The sequence below is a fragment of the Microbacterium cremeum genome, assembly GCF_015277855.1.
GTDB lineage: Bacteria > Actinomycetota > Actinomycetes > Actinomycetales > Microbacteriaceae > Microbacterium > Microbacterium cremeum.
Window position 1 is genome coordinate 2,977,018 of sequence record NZ_CP063812.1, and the last position, 16,643, is coordinate 2,993,660.

The 16,643-nt window shown below is 70.9% G+C and carries 15 protein-coding genes; 8 read left to right on the plus strand and 7 right to left on the minus strand.

The genetic code is table 11. The annotated features are described in order from the left end of the window. The first annotated feature begins 86 nt into the window (after positions 1-86). A complete protein-coding gene (locus IM778_RS13465; protein WP_194409358.1) occupies positions 87-1,736 on the plus strand; it encodes a glycoside hydrolase family 32 protein in 1,650 nt (549 codons plus the stop codon). Between the two features lie 9 nt (positions 1,737-1,745). Here IM778_RS13465 and IM778_RS13470 read toward each other — a convergent pair whose 3' ends face one another. Then, positions 1,746-2,792: a LacI family DNA-binding transcriptional regulator gene (locus IM778_RS13470; RefSeq protein ID WP_194409359.1), complete on the minus strand. Its 1,047-nt coding sequence runs from the start codon at positions 2,790-2,792 to the stop codon at positions 1,746-1,748. Between the two features lie 159 nt (positions 2,793-2,951). Here IM778_RS13470 and IM778_RS13475 point away from each other — a divergent pair, with 159 nt between their 5' ends. From IM778_RS13475 to IM778_RS13490, 4 genes are read left to right on the plus strand one after another with little or no spacing between them, the layout of a single operon-like run. Beyond that, positions 2,952-3,728 carry a TRIC cation channel family protein gene (locus IM778_RS13475; protein ID WP_194409360.1) on the plus strand — a complete coding sequence of 259 codons (777 nt, stop codon included), beginning with the start codon at positions 2,952-2,954 and terminating at the stop codon, positions 3,726-3,728. Positions 3,729-3,778: 50 nt separating this feature from the next. Then, entirely contained in the window at positions 3,779-4,471 is a 693-nt protein-coding gene (locus IM778_RS13480) for a DUF4062 domain-containing protein (protein ID WP_194409361.1), read from the plus strand. Next, on the plus strand, positions 4,413-6,356 hold the full coding sequence (locus tag IM778_RS13485; protein WP_194409362.1) for an ATP-binding protein: 1,944 nt from the start codon (positions 4,413-4,415) through the stop codon (positions 6,354-6,356). Before IM778_RS13480 ends, IM778_RS13485 begins: the two co-directional genes overlap by 59 nt. Then, complete coding sequence (locus tag IM778_RS13490; protein ID WP_194409363.1) at positions 6,340-7,227, plus strand: hypothetical protein; 888 nt, start codon at positions 6,340-6,342, stop codon at positions 7,225-7,227. Before IM778_RS13485 ends, IM778_RS13490 begins: the two co-directional genes overlap by 17 nt. Positions 7,228-7,260: 33 nt before the next feature. Here IM778_RS13490 and glmM read toward each other — a convergent pair whose 3' ends face one another. The 6 genes from glmM to IM778_RS13520 form a co-directional block, all read right to left on the minus strand. Next, complete coding sequence (gene glmM / locus IM778_RS13495) at positions 7,261-8,616, minus strand: phosphoglucosamine mutase (RefSeq protein WP_194409364.1); 1,356 nt, start codon at positions 8,614-8,616, stop codon at positions 7,261-7,263. 16 nt (positions 8,617-8,632) lie between these two features. Further along, positions 8,633-9,109: a 30S ribosomal protein S9 gene (gene rpsI, locus IM778_RS13500; protein ID WP_194409365.1), complete on the minus strand. Its 477-nt coding sequence runs from the start codon at positions 9,107-9,109 to the stop codon at positions 8,633-8,635. 25 nt (positions 9,110-9,134) lie between these two features. Beyond that, positions 9,135-9,581 (minus strand): 50S ribosomal protein L13, encoded by a 447-nt coding sequence (gene rplM / locus IM778_RS13505; RefSeq protein WP_194409366.1) that lies wholly within the window; start codon positions 9,579-9,581, stop codon positions 9,135-9,137. A gap of 215 nt (positions 9,582-9,796) precedes the next feature. Further along, positions 9,797-10,345 (minus strand): CPBP family intramembrane glutamic endopeptidase, encoded by a 549-nt coding sequence (locus IM778_RS13510; RefSeq protein WP_194409367.1) that lies wholly within the window; start codon positions 10,343-10,345, stop codon positions 9,797-9,799. Between the two features lie 260 nt (positions 10,346-10,605). Then, positions 10,606-11,031, minus strand: coding sequence for an LPXTG cell wall anchor domain-containing protein (locus IM778_RS13515; protein ID WP_194409368.1), 426 nt, complete (start codon positions 11,029-11,031; stop codon positions 10,606-10,608). A gap of 459 nt (positions 11,032-11,490) precedes the next feature. After that, positions 11,491-12,345 (minus strand): CPBP family intramembrane glutamic endopeptidase, encoded by an 855-nt coding sequence (locus tag IM778_RS13520; protein WP_228484558.1) that lies wholly within the window; start codon positions 12,343-12,345, stop codon positions 11,491-11,493. Between the two features lie 35 nt (positions 12,346-12,380). On the opposite strand from IM778_RS13520, the gene IM778_RS13525 reads away from it, so the two are divergent. The 3 genes from IM778_RS13525 (at position 12,381) to IM778_RS13535 (ending at position 16,553) form a co-directional block, all read left to right on the plus strand. Then, complete coding sequence (locus IM778_RS13525) at positions 12,381-12,971, plus strand: arsenate reductase/protein-tyrosine-phosphatase family protein (protein WP_194409369.1); 591 nt, start codon at positions 12,381-12,383, stop codon at positions 12,969-12,971. 70 nt (positions 12,972-13,041) lie between these two features. Further along, the gene (locus IM778_RS13530; RefSeq protein ID WP_194409370.1) at positions 13,042-14,643 is read left to right on the plus strand and encodes a tyrosine-protein kinase domain-containing protein; all 1,602 of its coding nucleotides are present in this window, start codon (positions 13,042-13,044) and stop codon (positions 14,641-14,643) included. Positions 14,644-15,014: 371 nt separating this feature from the next. After that, positions 15,015-16,553 (plus strand): sugar transferase, encoded by a 1,539-nt coding sequence (locus IM778_RS13535; protein WP_228484559.1) that lies wholly within the window; start codon positions 15,015-15,017, stop codon positions 16,551-16,553. Positions 16,554-16,643 lie beyond the last annotated feature (90 nt).

Consider the following 16,643-nt stretch of genomic DNA (forward strand, 5'->3'; position numbering starts at 1 on the left):
ACGACGGATGCCTCGGCACGGCCTCGTGCCGAGGCATCCGTCCCCGTCGTCATCGAGGCGCCGGACCGACACCGGAAGGAACCGCCATGCCCGCTCCCGTCACCCCATCCCGGGTCCGACATCGGCGCGCCGCCGTGCTGGCCGCCGCCGTGCTCGCCCTGGTCGCCCTCGCTCTCGGTGCCGTGATCGCCGTCGGCGTGTCTTCGAACGACGCGGGCGAGCGCCCCACCGCGACCGCACCGGCGGCGGACGGTCCCCCGCGACCCGCCGACTGGTCGCCCCACCGGCCGTCGGTGCACCTCACGCCGGAGAAGAACTGGATGAACGATCCCCAGAAGCCGTTCCTCCTCGACGGCGTGTGGCACTACTACTACCTCTACAACGCCGACCACCCCGAGGGGAACGGCACCGCCTGGTACCACGCGACGTCGACGGACCTCGTCCACTGGAAGGACGAGGGCGTCGCGATCGACAAGTACGCGAACGGACTCGGCGACATCTGGACGGGGACCGCGGTCGTCGACGAGGCGGGGACCGCGGGGTTCGGGGCCGGCGCCGTGATCGCCCTGGTGACGCAACAGGTCGACGGCGTCCAACGGCAGTCGCTCTTCTTCTCGCGCGACGGCGGCTACCGCTTCGAGTCGTACGACGCGAATCCGGTGATGGACAATCCCGGCGCCGCCGACTGGCGCGACCCCCGGGTCTTCTGGGACGACGCCGCCGGGCACTGGGTCATGGCGCTCGCGGAGCACGAGCGCATCGGCTTCTACACCTCTCCCGACCTGCGCGACTGGACGTACGCATCGGACTTCGCCACGACGGGCCTCGGAGTGCTGGAGTGCCCCGACCTGTTCCCGATGTCGGTGGACGGCGACCCTGCGCACGTGCGATGGGTGCTCGTCGCGGGGGCGAACGGCGCAGCCGAGGGCAGGACGACCGGCACCGCCTACTGGGTGGGCGACTGGGACGGCGATCGCTTCACCGCGAACGGCGCCGGCCATCAGTGGCTCGACCACGGACCGGACTACTACGCCGCCGTCACGTGGGCCGACCCCCGGCTGGACCGGGACGAGCAGCTGGCCTCGCGCTACAGCATCGCCTGGATGAACAACTGGGCGTATGCGGGCCGCCTCCCGGGGCCGCAGTGGCACGGCGGATCCGACACGCTCGTCCGCACGGTCACCCTGCGCGCCGAGGGCGGCCGGGAGGCGCTGCACTCCACCCCGGCGGCGGAGCTGCGCGAGCTCGAAGGCGCGCCGCAGCGGATCGACGACGCGCGACTCGACCCGGAGCGGACGGTGGACGTCGACGTGCCGGCGTCGGGCGCTTACCGCCTGCGGGTGACGGCCTCCAGCGACGGCGGCGAGCTGCGGGTGAAGGTGCTCACCGGCGACGGGAGCTTCGCCACGGTCGGCTACGACTTCGGCGCCGGGGCGATGTTCGCCGCCCGAGACGCCGACGCGGTCGCCCGGGAGATGCCTGCGGAGTATCGCGAGGTGCGCACCGCGCCGGTGGAACCGGACGACGGCCGGATCCAGCTCGACATCGTCGTGGACGCGTCATCGATCGAAGTCTTCACGCAGGGCGGCGAGGCCTCGCTGACGATGGCGACGTTCGGCACTTCCGGCCGGCGCGGGCTGCAGTTCGAGGCCGCGCGCTCGGTCGTCGCGCTGACCGACGCGAGCCTGACACCGCTGCGCGTGGCACCGATCGAACGCGAGTCCGAGCAGCGGTGAGGCCCCCGGTCAGCGCGCGGGAGCCGCGACCGACCCGCGCTCGACGAGCCAGCCTCGTACCAGGTGCATGCCGTCGCTCATCGCGGGGGCCGTCCCGTCGATGCGATCGAGCAGGCGATCCATCCCCCAGCGCCCCATCTCGGAGTGCGGCAGCGCGATCGTCGTGAGGCCCGGATCCAACGCGTCCGCCACCGGGTGCAGGTCATCGATCCCCACGATGGAGAGGCGGCCGGGGACGGGCATGCCGCGTCGTGCCGCCGCCTGCATCACCCCCATCGCGATCTGATCGTTGAAGCAGATGACGGCCGTCGGCGGGAGGGGCTGATCGAGGAGCCACCCGCCGGCGTCACGCCCGCCCGCGGCATCCGATGGGCAGACGGCCAGCCTGCCCTCCCCGAGCGCGATGCCGGCATCGCCGAGCACCGCGCGCACCCCGATGAGACGCCCGCGAGCCGCGCGCGACTCGTCGGTCGTGCCGACGTAGGCGATGTCCCGGTGCCCCTCGCGCAGGAGGCGCTCGCACGCGAGCGTCGCGATCTGCGCTTCGTCCGGCACGACGGCGTCGACGTCCCACCCGGGTGCGGGAGCGGCGTCGACGAGCACGACGGGTGTGTGGTCGGGGACGTCGGGGCGGACGACCCGCTGGTGGTACATGCGCGCGATGAGCAGCCCGTCGACGCGCTGAGCGAGGAAGCGCGCGACGAGGTCGCGCTCGGCGTCGTCGTCGGCCCCGCTCTCGCCCACCATCAGCAGCACGTCTCGGTCGAGTCCGGCGCGGCGGGCACCCTCGATGATGCGCCCCGCGAACGGGGTCGCGGCGAGGTTGTCGCCGATCATCCCGACGACGCCGGTCCGGCGCCGGCGCAGTCCGCTCGCCACGCGGTCGGGCACGTACCCCAGCTCGCGCGCGACGCGCAGGATGCGCTCGCGGGTTTGGGCGTTGACCGCGCGTGCGCCGCTGAGCGCGTGCGAGACCGTGGTCGGAGAGACTCCCGCCGCGGCGGCGACGTCGCTGACCCGCGCCCGCCCGCTCCCGGGGCTCGCAGCGGTGGACATGCGCCCAGCCTATGACGCGGCGCTCGAGCCACGCGCCCGCCGTCCCGGCGCTCCGCAAGTCCCTCGGTTTCCCGCGAATCGCACGATGACCGCACCGGAGGGCTGCCGCTAGCGTGTGCCTCGGCGCGCCGCTCGTGGCACGCCAGGCAGGAGAAGCCGATGCACCCGTTGGATCTCACGTTCGGCACGTGGTCGCTGTTCGGACAGGGCACCTTCGTCGATCTCATCGCGGCGACGACGAACGCCCTCAACGGTGCGCTGCTCGCGCGGCGGCCCGATCACTATCGCAACTACACGTTCGTCGGCATCGTCCTCATGGCGATCATCGGCGGCATCGCCGGCGGCGTGACCCGCGACGTGATCCTGGGCAATCCGCCCTCCGCGTTCATGAACCCCGCGTACATCACGTTCTGCGTCGCCGCCGGGATCGTCGGGTACTTCCTGGCCTACGCGAGCGGACAGCTGTTCCGCGAGGGCCTCTTCCAGTTCATGACGTCGTTCTCGCTGCCCTGGTACGCCATCATCGGCGCGCAGAAGGCGATCGAGGCGGGCTACCCCATCCTCGGCGCCCTGGCGATCGCCGTGATCGCCCCCACTGCGGGCCGCTTCCTCATCGACCTCACCAGCGGCGTCACACCCAAGCAGTTCGTGCGCGGCGAGTGGTTCGTCGCCACCGCCGTCGGCACCGGCCTCGTCTGGATCGTGCTCGACGAAGTGGGGGTGCCGTATTGGCTCAGCGTCGGGGTCGCGTTCCTCTTCGGCTTCACGTTCCGGGTGCTCGCGCTCTACCGAGGCTGGGAGGAGCCGCTCGCCAAGGAGCCCAAGGGCCTCAAGGTGCACCCCGACAAGCGCCCGCTGCTCGGCCGCAAGCTCGCCGGCAAGTCGCAGGAAGAGCTGCGGATGCTGGGGCTCACGGTCGACGACGTGGCTCGCTGACCCGCGGCCCGCCTCTTTACGCCGCGCCCGCGGGGCGCGAAGATCGCTGTATGGACGGCGTGCAGCGAGTCATTCGCACGCCCGACCAGCGGATCCGGGTGTTCGTCAGCTCGACCCTCAAAGAGCTCGAGGCCGAGCGGCGCGCAGTCCGCGAGACTCTGGAACGCCTGCAGCTGGCACCGGTGATGTTCGAGCTCGGCGCGCGACCGCATCCGCCACGCGAGCTCTACCGCTCCTACCTCGCACAGAGCGACATCTTCATCGGCCTGTACTGGGAGCGGTACGGGTGGGTCGCGCCCGGCGAAGAGATCTCGGGCCTCGAGGACGAGTACCGCCTGTCGGGCAGCATCCCGTCACTCATCTACATCAAGGAGCCGGCGCCCGGCCGCGAGCCGCGGCTCGACGAGCTGCTCGCCGCGATCCGCGACGACGACCGCACATCGTACAAGTCGTTCCACACGCCCGACGAGCTCGCCGCCCTGGTGCTCGGCGACGTCGCGACGCTGCTCGCCGAGCGCTTCGACGCCACGAGCGCGCGCAGCGGCGCATGTTCCGGCGCGAGAGGCCCCCGGCATACCCGCTCCGTACACGGCGCTCATCGGCCGCGAGCGCGAACGGGCCGACGTCGGGGCGCTGCTCGCGCGGCCCGACGTTCGCATCCTCTCGCTCGTCGGGCCGGGCGGCGTGGGCAAGTCGCGTCTGGCGATCGAGATCGCGATGGATGCTGCGGCCGCCGGTCGTGAGGTCGCCTTCGCGGCTCTCGAGTCGATCACGCACGCCGACCGCGTCATCACCGTGATCGCGCGGGCGCTCGATGTGCGCGATCCCGGTGACCGTCCGCTCGAAGACAAGGTCGTCGACGCGGTGGCCGGCCGGGACGTGCTGCTCGTCGTCGACAACATGGAGCACGTGCTCGCCGCCGCGCCGCTGCTGGTGCGGCTCGTGAGCGAGGCCCCGCGGCTGCAGCTGCTCGTCACGAGCAGGACCGCCCTGCGTGTGCGCGCGGAGCGCCGCTATCAACTGGAGCCGCTCGAGGTGCCGGTACCCGACGCGGGTACCGATGAGGCGACCCGGGCATCGTCGGTCGTGCTGTTCATCGAGCGGGCGGTCGCCGTCGAGCCCGCGTTCCGGCTCACACCGGCGAACGTGGCGGCGGTCGCCGCGATCTGCCGGGCGCTCGATGGCATGCCTCTCGCGATCGAGCTCGCCGCGGCGCGCGTACGCACCCTCACACCCGACCAGATCCTGACGCGGCTCGACTCCGCCCTGACGCTGCTGGCGAACGGCGCCCGCGACCTGCCCGAACGGCAGCGGGCGCTCGGCCGAACGATCGAGTGGAGTGCGGATCTGCTGGATCCACAGACCCGCCGCGCCCTCGCAGCGCTTTCGGTGTTCTCGGGTACGTTCTCGGTCGCTTCGGCCGAGCGCGTTCTGCTCGAGGCCGGCGTCGAGGACCCGTATGCCGCGCTCGAGGCGCTCGTGGACGCGAGTCTGGTGAGCCGCGGACACCCGGGTGCCACCCCGGCGTTCCGGCTGCTGGCGCTCGTCCGCCGGTATTCGGCGACGCTGCTCGAGCCGGACGAGCGCGACCGCCCGGTCGCCGCGTGGATCGGAACCTATCGCGCGCTCGCGCACGAGGCGGCGGACGGCCTGCGGGGCCCGATGCAGCTGGAATGGCTCGGTCGGCTCGAGCTCGAGTCCGAGAACCTCGCGAGCGTCATGCGCGCGCTCCTGGACCGCGGCGACCTCGATGCGGCGGCGGAGTACGCGTGGTCGCTCTATCTGTACCTCTGGATCGGCGGATATCTCGGCCTCGTGCAGGCCTGGATGACCGAGCTTCTCGAGCAGGCGGATCGCGCCGGGATCCGCGTCGGCTCGCATGCCCGTGCGATCGCCCTCTATTACGCCAACGCGGTCCGGTTCTGGCAGGATCCGGACTACGACCCGGTCCCCGGCCTGGTCTCGTCGTCCGATCTCTTCCACGCGACGGGCGACGGCTCCGGCGCGGCGCTTGCGGGCGTCTCGATCGGCCTCGCTCACCTGGCGCGAGTGGACGGCCCCGATCTGCCGGCCGCGGTGCACGCACTCGAGAACAGCCTGGCCGACTTCCGCGCTCACGACGACGCGTGGGGCCAGGCGATGGCCCTCGTCATGCTCGGTCGAATCGACCTCGCGGCCGGCAGCATCGAACGAGCGCGCGCGCGGTTCGAAGACAGCTACGCCCTCGCCGCTGCGCAGGGCGAGCGGCTCGGAATCGTCATCGCCCAGAACCACCGGGGTTGGTCGAAAGTGCTCGCCGGCGATCTGGCGGGCGGCATCCACGACTTCGCCGAGGGGCTCGACACGTCGCTCGCACTCGGTCACGATGAGGGCATCGCCTACGGGCTCGAAGCCTTCGTCGGGGTGCGGGCTGCGCAGGGCGACGCCGCCACCGCGGGGCGCCTGCTCGGCGCGGCCCTGCGCCTGCGCCGCCTCAAGGGCATCCTCAATCCGGGCGCGTTCGAGTTCTACACGGTACCGCTGCAGGGCCTGCGCGACGCCGGTCGCGGCGACGAGATCGACCGCGCCGTCGCCGAAGGCTTGGAGCTTCCGGTCGAGGCGGTGCTGGACGATGTCCGGGCGGAATGAGACGGATGCTGCGGCATCCGTCGCATCGCAGCCTCCGATCGGTTCCGACCGCATCTTCCGCGTCACCCGATGGGTGGCGATCGCGATCGTGCCGTTCCTGCTCGCGGCGGTCTTCCTGCTGTTCGTCTTCCCCACGCGCACCGGCGAGCTGTTCGCGTGGCCGATCGATCCGCCGATGACGGCGTACCTGCTCGCGTCTGCGTACGTCGGCGGGATCTGGTTCTTCGTGGGCGTGGCGGCCGCACGGCGCTGGCATCGCGTGAAGCACGGGTTCCCGGCGGTCGCCGTGTTCGCGGGTGCGCTGCTGTGGGCGACGCTGGCGCACCTCGATCGCTTCTCTGCGAACCTCTCGTTCTGGGCCTGGCTGGTGCTCTACGCGACGACGCCCTTCATCGTGACATCCCTGGCGATCGCGCAGCGTCGCGAGGATCCGCGGGTGCCCGACTGCGTGGATGTGCTCCTGCCGCGCGCGCTGCGATGGCTGCTCGCTGTCGTGGGGGTCAGCGCGCTCCTGTTCGGCACGGCGGTTTTCGTCGCGCCGGCGATCGCGGTCGACAACTGGGCATGGCAGCTGACACCGCTCACAGCGCAGGTGACGGGTGCGGTGCTGAGCCTGACCGGGGTGGTGAACGTCGCACTGCTGTGGGACCGGCGATGGACGGCGTTCCGCCTCCTGTTTCAGGCTCAGTCGCTGAGCCTCGCCGCGATCGCCCTCTCGTTGATCATCCGGCGCGACGACCTGCTGTGGGCCCGCCCGATGACGGCGATCTTCGTCGGGCTGGTGGCGATCGCCTTCGTCCTCTACGCGGGTGTCGTGGTGTGGGCGGGCCTGCGCCTGCGCGCGCCGGGCCCGGCTGCGTCCGCGCGGTGAGCGCCCCGAGCGGGCGCTCACGAGCGGCTTGGCTTACAGCGCCAGGCGCTCCCGCACGACGTCGGCGAGAGCCTCGGCATGGCGGCGGGCGTCGTCCTCGCTGCCGGCCTCGACCATGACGCGCACCATCTCCTCGGTGCCCGACGGACGCAGGAGTACGCGGCCCGACATCCCGAGCTCCGCGGTGTGCCGCGCGACGGCGTCCTGCACGATCTCGTCGCCGACGCGCGAGCGGTCCACGCCGCGCACGTTGATGAGCACCTGCGGGTAGACCGTCATCACCGAGGCGAGCTCGGCGAGCGTCTTGCCGGTGCGCGTCATCTCGGCGGCGAGGTGCAGGCCGGTGAGCAGGCCGTCGCCGGTCGTGGCGTAGCGGCTCATGATGACGTGACCCGACTGCTCGCCGCCGAGCGAGAAGCCGCCCTCGGTCATGCGCTCGAGCACGTAGCGGTCGCCGACGGCGGTCGTCTCGACGCGGATGCCGTGCTGGTCCATCGCGCGGTGCAGTCCGAGGTTGCTCATGACGGTGGTGACGAGCGTGTCGTCGGCCAGCCGGCCGCGCTCCTTCATCGACAGGGCGAGGATCGCCATGATCTGGTCGCCGTCGACGACGTTGCCGTCGGCGTCGATCGCCAGGCACCGGTCGGCGTCGCCGTCGTGGGCGATGCCGACGTCCGCGCCGTGGGCGACGACGGCCTTCGCGAGCACGTCGAGGTGCGTCGATCCCACGCCGTCGTTGATGTTGAGCCCGTCCGGGTCGGCGCCGATCACGGTGACGCGCGCTCCCGCATCGCGGAACGTCTCGGGAGAGACCCCGGATGCCGCGCCGTGCGCGCAGTCGAGCACCACATGCAGGCCGTCGAGGCGGTGCGGCAGCGAGCCGAGCAGGTGCACGACGTAGCGGTCCTCCGCGTCGGCGAACCGGCGGATGCGTCCGACCTCGGCGCCCGTCGGCAGCAGCTTCGGGCCCGACATGGCGCTCTCGATGCGCTGCTCGACGATGTCGGGCAGCTTCACGCCGCCGCGGGCGAAGATCTTGATGCCGTTGTCAGGCGCGGGATTGTGGGATGCCGAGACCATGACGCCGAAGTCGGCATCCATGTCCGCGATGAGGAACGCGGCGGCGGGCGTCGGCAGCACGCCGGCGTCGTAGACGTCGACGCCCGACGACGCGAGGCCTGCCTCGACGGCCGCCGAGAGGAACTCGCCCGACACGCGCGGATCACGGGCGACGACGGCGGTGAGTCGTTTGCCGGCGGCGCGGCGCGCCTCGGCCGTACGACCCTGGCCCAGGACGACGGCGGTCGCCTGGGCCAGGGAGAGTGCGAGATCGGCGGTGAGGGGGCCGTTGGCCAGCCCCCTCACCCCGTCCGTGCCAAAGAGCGGCATACGGAAGGTGAGCCGATCAGCGCTTCGAGTACTGAGGCGCCTTGCGGGCCTTCTTGAGACCGGCCTTCTTGCGCTCGATCACGCGGGCGTCGCGCGAGAGGAAGCCGGCCTTCTTGAGGGTCGGGCGGTTGTTCTCGGCGTCGATCTCGTTGAGCGCGCGGGCGATGCCCAGGCGCAGCGCACCGGCCTGGCCCGAGGGGCCGCCACCCGAGATGCGCACGATGACGTCGTAGGCGCCGGTGAGGTTGAGCACCGTGAAGGGGTCGGTGATGAGCTGCTGGTGGAGCTTGTTCGGGAAGTAGTCCTCGAACGCACGACCGTTGACCGTGATGGTGCCGGAGCCGGGGACGACGCGCACGCGGGCGATGGCCTGCTTGCGACGACCGACGGCGGCACCCGAGACCGAGAGCACGGGGCGCTCGGCGGCAACGGCGGCCGTCTCGTCGACCGGGGTCTCGGTCGAGTAGTTGGTGGGTTCTTCGATGTTCGCCACGAGTGTGTCCTTGTCTGTGCGGCGCTTACTGGGCGACCTGGTCGAAAACGTACGTCTTGGGCTTCTGGGCCGCGTGCGGGTGCTCGGCACCGCGGTAGACCTTGAGCTTCGACAGCTGGTCGCGGCCCAGCGTGTTCTTCGGGAGCATGCCGCGGACGGCCTTCTCGACCGCGCGGACGGGGTTCTTCTCGAGGAGCTCCGAGTAGGTGACCGACTTCAGGCCGCCCGGGTAGCCCGAGTGGCGGTACGCCTTCTTCTGCTCGAGCTTCTGGCCGGTGAGGGCCACCTTCTCGGCGTTGATGATGATGACGAAGTCGCCCATGTCGATGTGGGGGGCGAAGGTGGCCTTGTGCTTGCCACGCAGGAGCGCGGCGGCGTGCGAGGCGAGACGGCCGAGGACGACGTCGGTCGCGTCGATGACCAGCCACTCGCGCTGGGCTTCGCCAGCCTTGGGGGTGTAAGTGCGCGTCACAGTAGTGCTGCTTTCTTGATCGAACGGAGAGGTTCGTGAATCCCACTCCGGGGTGGTTCCGCGCGGCTTCGTTCGTTGAGCGAGCGAAGCGAGACGAAACGGAACACGCCAGTGGAGGGCTCACGTTCGTGGTGGCAGGTCAGCAGAGCCGCACACCAAATGTCGAGTCTACGGCATCCGGATGCCTCATCCAAATGCGCGATCGTCGCGATCGATCACCACCACAGCAGCGCGACTCCGACGGCGTTGTACACGACGTGCGCGGTGATCGCGGCCGCGAGACGCCCGGTGAGGAGGGTCAGGATGCCGCAGCCCGCCCCGACCAGGACGGTCCCGGCGAGCAGGCCCGCCGGCGCAGCGCCTCCCGCGGCGACGACGTGCAAACCGGTGAAGGCCGCGGTCGAGACGGTCACGGCGGTCACGCCGGCGGCGACCGGCCCCGCCGCGGCGAGCACATCGCCGACCGCGCGCTGCAGAAGTCCCCGGAAGAACAGTTCCTCGACGAGGGGACTCACCAGCACCGCGCCGGCGAGCGCGATCACGACCGCGGCCGCCCCGGCGGCGCTGTCGGTGCCGAATCCCCCGATGCCGCCCCGGGTCGGGATCAGCACCTCCACGACCGCCCGTGCCGCCAGGCCCACGCCGATGCCGGCCACGAGCGGGACCCCCGTGACGCCGCCGAGACCGGTCGCAGCGGCGACGCGGGCACGCGAGACCCACGCCGCAATGAGGACCGCGCCGATGAGCGGCGCCGACAGCAGCACGAGGTCCAGCAGCGCGAGGAGCGGGAGGGGCCAGCGGACGGCCGCCGTGCGGAGCGGCGGCAGCAGCAGAACGACTGCGACGGCAGCAGTGAGGCCGGCGAGCGCCGCGGCGGATGCCGCCCACGGTCGAGGCCACGCCGGGGCGGGCGCGCCGTCCGCCTCCCGCGGGCGGGACGAGCGCTGCGGCCGGTCTGCACGGCCACCGCGCGGAGGCGACGAAGACCCCGGGCTCTCGCCCGGGGTCTTCGTCGAGTCGGCGGTCAGCGGGTGCCGGCCGCGCGTCGACGGGCGACGGCGGCCGCGACGGCGATGGCGCCGAGGCCTACCGCGCCGACGCCGAGCCAGACGAAGGCTCCGGGCACGGCGCCACCGGTGGCCGGCAGGTCACCCGAGCTGCCGCCCGCCCCCGAGCCCGCCGGGGCGACGTCGAGCGTCACCGAGCCGATGACGGTCTCGCCGTCCGAGATGCTGACGACATACGTGCCGGAGGTCTGCGCGGTGAAGGTGGCCGTGGCCGAGCCGTCGACGACCGGCTTCTCGACGGATGTCCCCGCGCTCGCCAGCACGATCGACGCGAGGGTGGCGCCGGTGCTCGGTGAGACGGAGAAGAAGACGGACTCGAGGTCACCGAGCTCACCGAACGTGATGGTGACCGGTTGCCCGACGACAGGCGTCGTGTCGCTCACGGTGACCGGAGCGTCGACGGGGTAATCAGCGGAGGCCGCAGCTGCGCCCCCGAGCACGAGGAGGCCTGCGACAGCGACCGCGGCAAATGCCTTTTTGAACATGGCGTACAACTCCCGATAAATTGTTCGCGTCATCGGCTGATGGATATCGGCGGAGGAATGCCGACCCGTGTCACGTTACTCCTGCGGGAAGTGCGCCGCGAGGCCTTGGAGTTTCCAGAAAGTAACAAGCTGTCGCATTTGTCCCCCATTCGGGGGACGATTATCGGATACTGGTGATTCGCATCACGATTGTGTCCCCCATTCGGGGGACGCAATTCAGGTCCCGAGTATGCTCGCCGTGAATTGTGTCCCCCATTTGGGGGACACAATTGTTTCACCGCCGTCCCCCTTTTGGGGGACACAATTGTTTCACAGCGTCCCCCTTTCGGGGGACACCATTCGAAAAAGCGCGAGACGTCAGCCGAGCACGGTGCCGAGCACGGCGAGCGCGACGAACGCGCCGTTGTACACCGCGTGCGCGAGGACGGCGGCCCAGATCCTCCCGGTGAGGAGCACCAGGAGCGCGCAGGCGATGCCCAGCGCCGAGAGGGCGACGATCGCGCCGGCGTCGGGACCCGCCCAGATGCCGTGCAGCAGCACGAACAACGCCGTCGACGCGAGAGCCGAAACGAGTCCGGCGGCGAACTTGCCGAACGGCCGGCGCAGCGCCGTGTAGAGCGAGACGAGCACGACGGCCCGGAAGAAGAACTCCTCGATCACCGGCGCGGCGACGACCGGCGCCACGGCCTCGACGATCAGGGTCGACGGGGTCAGCCCACCATCGAGACGCACGAACGACGGGAAGGCCGCAGGAGTGCCGCCGGCACTCGCGATCCAGCCCTGCAGCATGCGCAGGAACACGCCGAGCATGACGCCGTAGAGCAGGTCGAGGGCGCGGAAGCGCAGCAGCCCGACCGGCCGCGACCGGGTGAACGCCCACACGGTGGGCGCCAGCATCCCGATCCCGATGACGGCCGTGGCCGCGGGCGCCGCCCACGGCGAGTCCCACACCGTGACCACGAGGGAGGCCAGGAGCACCGACGCCCCGAGCGACAGGAGGGCGACTGCGAGAAGCTGCTCTCGCCATCGCAGCACGGTCCGGCCACCCAGGCGCCAGTCGGTGCGCGCGAGACGGGATCCGCGCCGAGCGCCTTGCGGCGACGGTTCCGCATCCACAGACCCACGGGCCGGATCGCTCACGTCCGGCTGCTGCGGAGGTTGAAGACTCCACAGATCCACCGGGGTGCCGGCGTCGCTAGTCTGGTCGGACACGCGCCTACGTTACCCGGCCACGGGAGGCATCCGCCTTGTTCGAGATCCTCACGGTCTGCACCGGCAACATCTGCCGCTCGCCGCTGGCGGAACAGCTCCTCCGCGCGCGGCTGGCAGACCTCGACCCCGTCGTCGCGAGTGCCGGCACCCGCGGGCTGCCGGCTGCGGAGATGACCCCCGAGGCGGCCCACATCGCCCACGCCCTCGGTGTTCCGGCAGCCGACACCGCCGCCCATCGCTCGCGATTCCTCACCGAACAGCACCTGATCCAGCCCGACCTCATCCTCGCCATGACGCGCACGCACCGGCGGACGATCGCCGAGCTCGCGCCCACGCGCCTGCGATCCACGTTCACCATCCGCGAGTTCGCTCGCCTGGCGATGGCGGCCCCCGCCGAAGAGCTGCGCGCCGCCACGGCTTCCGCGCCGTCGCCCTCCGGAAAGGTGCGAGCCGCGGCATCCGTCCTCGCGTCGTATCGGGGCCTCGTGCCCCCACCGGATGACCCGGCAGACGACGACGTGATCGACCCCTACCGGCAGCCGTGGGAGACCTACCTCCTGTCAGCGCAGCAGCTCGAGCCTGCGGCGACGGCGGTCGCGGCGACGGTGCGGGCGGCGCTGTCGTAGCGTCGCCCGGAGCACCCGCCAGCCACTGTGGAAGAATGCACGCACCAGACCGGCACTTGCGAAAGGCGACATGGAGCTCACCGACTACATCCGGATCCTGCGCAAGAACTGGGTGATCATCCTCGTCGCCACGCTCGTCGGAGTGGGCGCGGGCGCCGCCTGGAGCGTCACGAGGACGCCGAAGTACGAAGCCTCCAGCACGGTCTTCGTGTCGACCCAGACAGGCTCGACGATCGGGGAACTCCAGCAGGGGTCGAACTTCACCCAATCCCGCGTCCAGACCTACGCCGCCCTCGTGTCGACCCCGCTCGTCATGAACCCCGTCATCGCCGAGCTGGATCTCGGCACCACGGCGGGCTCGCTCGCGTCCAAGGTGTCGGCATCCGCCGCGGTCAACACGACGCTGATCACGATCACCGTCACCGACACCGACCCGATCGAGGCCGCCGACATCGCGAATGCGCTGGCTGCGTCACTGACGGATGCCGTCGAGCAGATCGAGGCGGTGGAAGCTCCTGACGGGAGCCAGTCCAGCCCCGTGCGTCTCTCGCGTGTGCGCGATGCCCTGCCACCGCTCGAACCGTCCAGTCCCAACCTGCTGCTGGACGTGGCGATCGGCGGGCTCATCGGCTTCGCCGTCGGCATCTGCGTGGTGGTCCTCCGGGTGGTGCTCGACACTCGGATCCGTGCTCCGCGCGACCTCGAGGAGCTCACCGATCGGCCAATCATCGGCATGATCGCGTTCGACCCCAAGGCCAAAGAGCGCCCCCTGATCGTCCACGCCGATCCACTCAGCCCGCGCGCCGAGTCCTTCCGGGCGATGCGCACGAACCTGCAGTTCCTCGACATGGGGCAGAAGGCGTCCTTCGTCGTCACGTCGAGCGTGCCCACCGAGGGCAAGTCGACGACCACCATCAACCTCGCGATCGCACTCGCCGATGCGGGCAAGCGCGTCGCGCTGCTCGACACCGATCTGCGCAAGCCCAAGGTCGCGGAATACCTCGGGATCGAGGGCGGAGCGGGTCTCACCGACGTGCTCATCGGTCGCGCAGCACTTGCCGACGTCATGCTGCCGTGGGGCAACCGCCAGCTGTACGTCCTCCCCGCCGGCAAGGTTCCGCCGAATCCGAGCGAGCTGCTCGGCTCGGACCGGATGCACGCCCTGCTCGACGTCTTCGAGCGCGACTTCGACATCGTGCTGTGCGACGCTCCCCCGCTGCTGCCGGTGACGGATGCCGCGATCTTGGCGAAGGCGACCAGCGGTGCGATCGTGATCGTGGCGGCGGGCCGGACCAACCGGCAGCAGCTCGCCGGCGCGCTCGACGCGCTCGACACCGTCGGCGCGCACGTCGCGGGCCTGGCCATGACCATGGTGCCGACGCGTGGGCCGGATTCGTACGCATACGGCTACGGGTACGGCTATCGGTACGAGGAGTCCGCTCCCCAGCCGCGCCGTTGGGGGTTCGGATCGCGCTCGAGCGCCGCTGCGCCGGTTCCCGGCCCGCGCGCGGAGACGGGCGGAGAAGGCCTTGCCGCATCGTCAGGCTCGGCTCCCGCTGCAGGCGGCACCGCCGTGGGCGGCGACGCGAGCGGCGGGCTCTCGATCGACGATTCCCTGCGGCAGGCGGGTGCCGCGCGACGTTCGCAGAATCGCAGCGACTCGCCGAGCTGACGCCCGCGCGCCCTGTCGAGCGCGGAATCCTCGACCGCATGAATTCACGACCGTAATTGCAACGACGGTCGACGCCCCGCGCCGAGAGGCCGCCCTTCAGCGCCTCGGGCACCGCCCCGGCTCGGCGATATCTACTCCGCCCGCTCCGCGCGCCCGACGGAAATACGTCCGGCGTGCGCGTGGGGCCGCGACTGGTTTGAGATGGTCGGCCGCGCCATAATTGCACCGCGGTCTCTGTGGTTGAATGAGCCCGCGCTCGAACTCGCAAGAGCTCGTTCCGCGACAATATGACGAATCCTGACACGCCCTCGCAACATTCGGTTGGTAGCTTGAATTTCCGACCGAAGCGGAGCGGCCAGAAAAGGACCATTGTGACGTCGAACTCCCAGCTCGACGCGACACCGACGTCGCAACCCGGCTCGCCCTCCGGCGAGACCGTCCCCGCGGCGAACCGTCCCGCGCACGCCGGGGCGCGCGCGTCCTGGCGGCGCCTCTACGCCCGCCGCCTGTGGGCGAGCGATCTGTTCATCCTGGTCTGGGCCGTCTACGGCACGCAGCTGCTCTGGTTCGGGTTCGGCAACGCCCAGGTGGCGATCCGCGAGGACTCCCGGCTGAGCGAGGTCTCGTACTGGGCCTTCTCGGCGGGGCTGGTGATCGCGTGGATGTGGGCGCTCACGCTCGTCGACTCGAGGGACCACCGGGTGATCGGATCGGGGAATGCCGAGTACGTCCGCATCGCCCGGGCGAGCCTCGGCCTCTTCGGCGCGATCGCGATCCTCGCATTCCTGCTCCGGGTCGACGTCGCTCGCGGCTACCTCCTCATCGCCTTGCCCCTCGGCATCACGATGCTGCTCGCCGAGCGCTGGCTCTGGCGCCAGTGGCTCATCGCGTACCGCGCCGTCGGCGAATACTCCGCACGGGTGCTTCTGGTCGGCTCGGAGGAGTCCGTCGCACAGATCGCCCGCGAGCTGCGCCGCGCGCCCAGCGCCGGCTACGCGGTGGTCGCCGCCTGCATTCCTGCGGGAGTGGCCGGGCAGGTCGTCGCCGGCACGACGATCCCCGTCGTCGGGAACGTCGACGCGGTCGAATCCGCCCTGGCCGCGACCGGCGCGGACACCGTCGCCATCACCAGCACGGACGACCTTCCCCCTGCCAGGGTCAAGCGGATCTCCTGGGCGATGGAGCCCGGCGTGCAGCACCTCGTCCTCGCCCCGAACATCGTCGACATCGCCGGGCCGCGCATCCATACGCGCCCGGTGTCCGGACTTCCGCTCATCCACGTCGAGACTCCGCGATTCACCGTCGGCCAGCGGGTGGGCAAGCGGGCTTTCGACATCTCGTCGAGCCTCGGACTTCTCGTGGTCCTCTCACCACTGCTGCTCGCGGTCGCCATCGCGGTTCGCACCACCAGCCCGGGCCCGATCCTGTTCGCGCACGAGCGGATCGGCCTGCGGGGCCGTCCGTTCCGCATGCTGAAGTTCCGCTCGATGCGGCAGGGCGCCGATGCCGAACTCGCAACCCTGCTGGCAGCTCAGGGAACCAGCGACACTCCGCTCTTCAAAGTCGCCGACGACCCCCGGATCACCCGCGTCGGCCGATTCATCCGCAGGTACTCCCTCGACGAACTGCCCCAGCTGTTCAACGTGCTCGGCGGCTCGATGAGCATCGTGGGTCCTCGCCCGCAGATCAGTGCCGAGGTGAGCCTCTACACCGACGCCGCCCGGCGTCGTCTGCTGGCCAAGCCCGGCATGACCGGCCTGTGGCAGGTCAGCGGGCGGTCAGCGCTCGATTGGGACGATGCGGTGCGACTGGATCTCTACTACGTCGAGAACTGGTCGTTCCTCAGTGACATGGCGATCCTGCTCAAGACCGTCAAGGCGGTGATGGTGCCCGGCGACTCCGCCCGCTGATGATCCCCCACCTCCGAGGCACGCGAGGGTCGCACCATCCGGTCCGCCCGACGGGTCTCACCCCTCGACCGCACAGCCATCGACATCCCG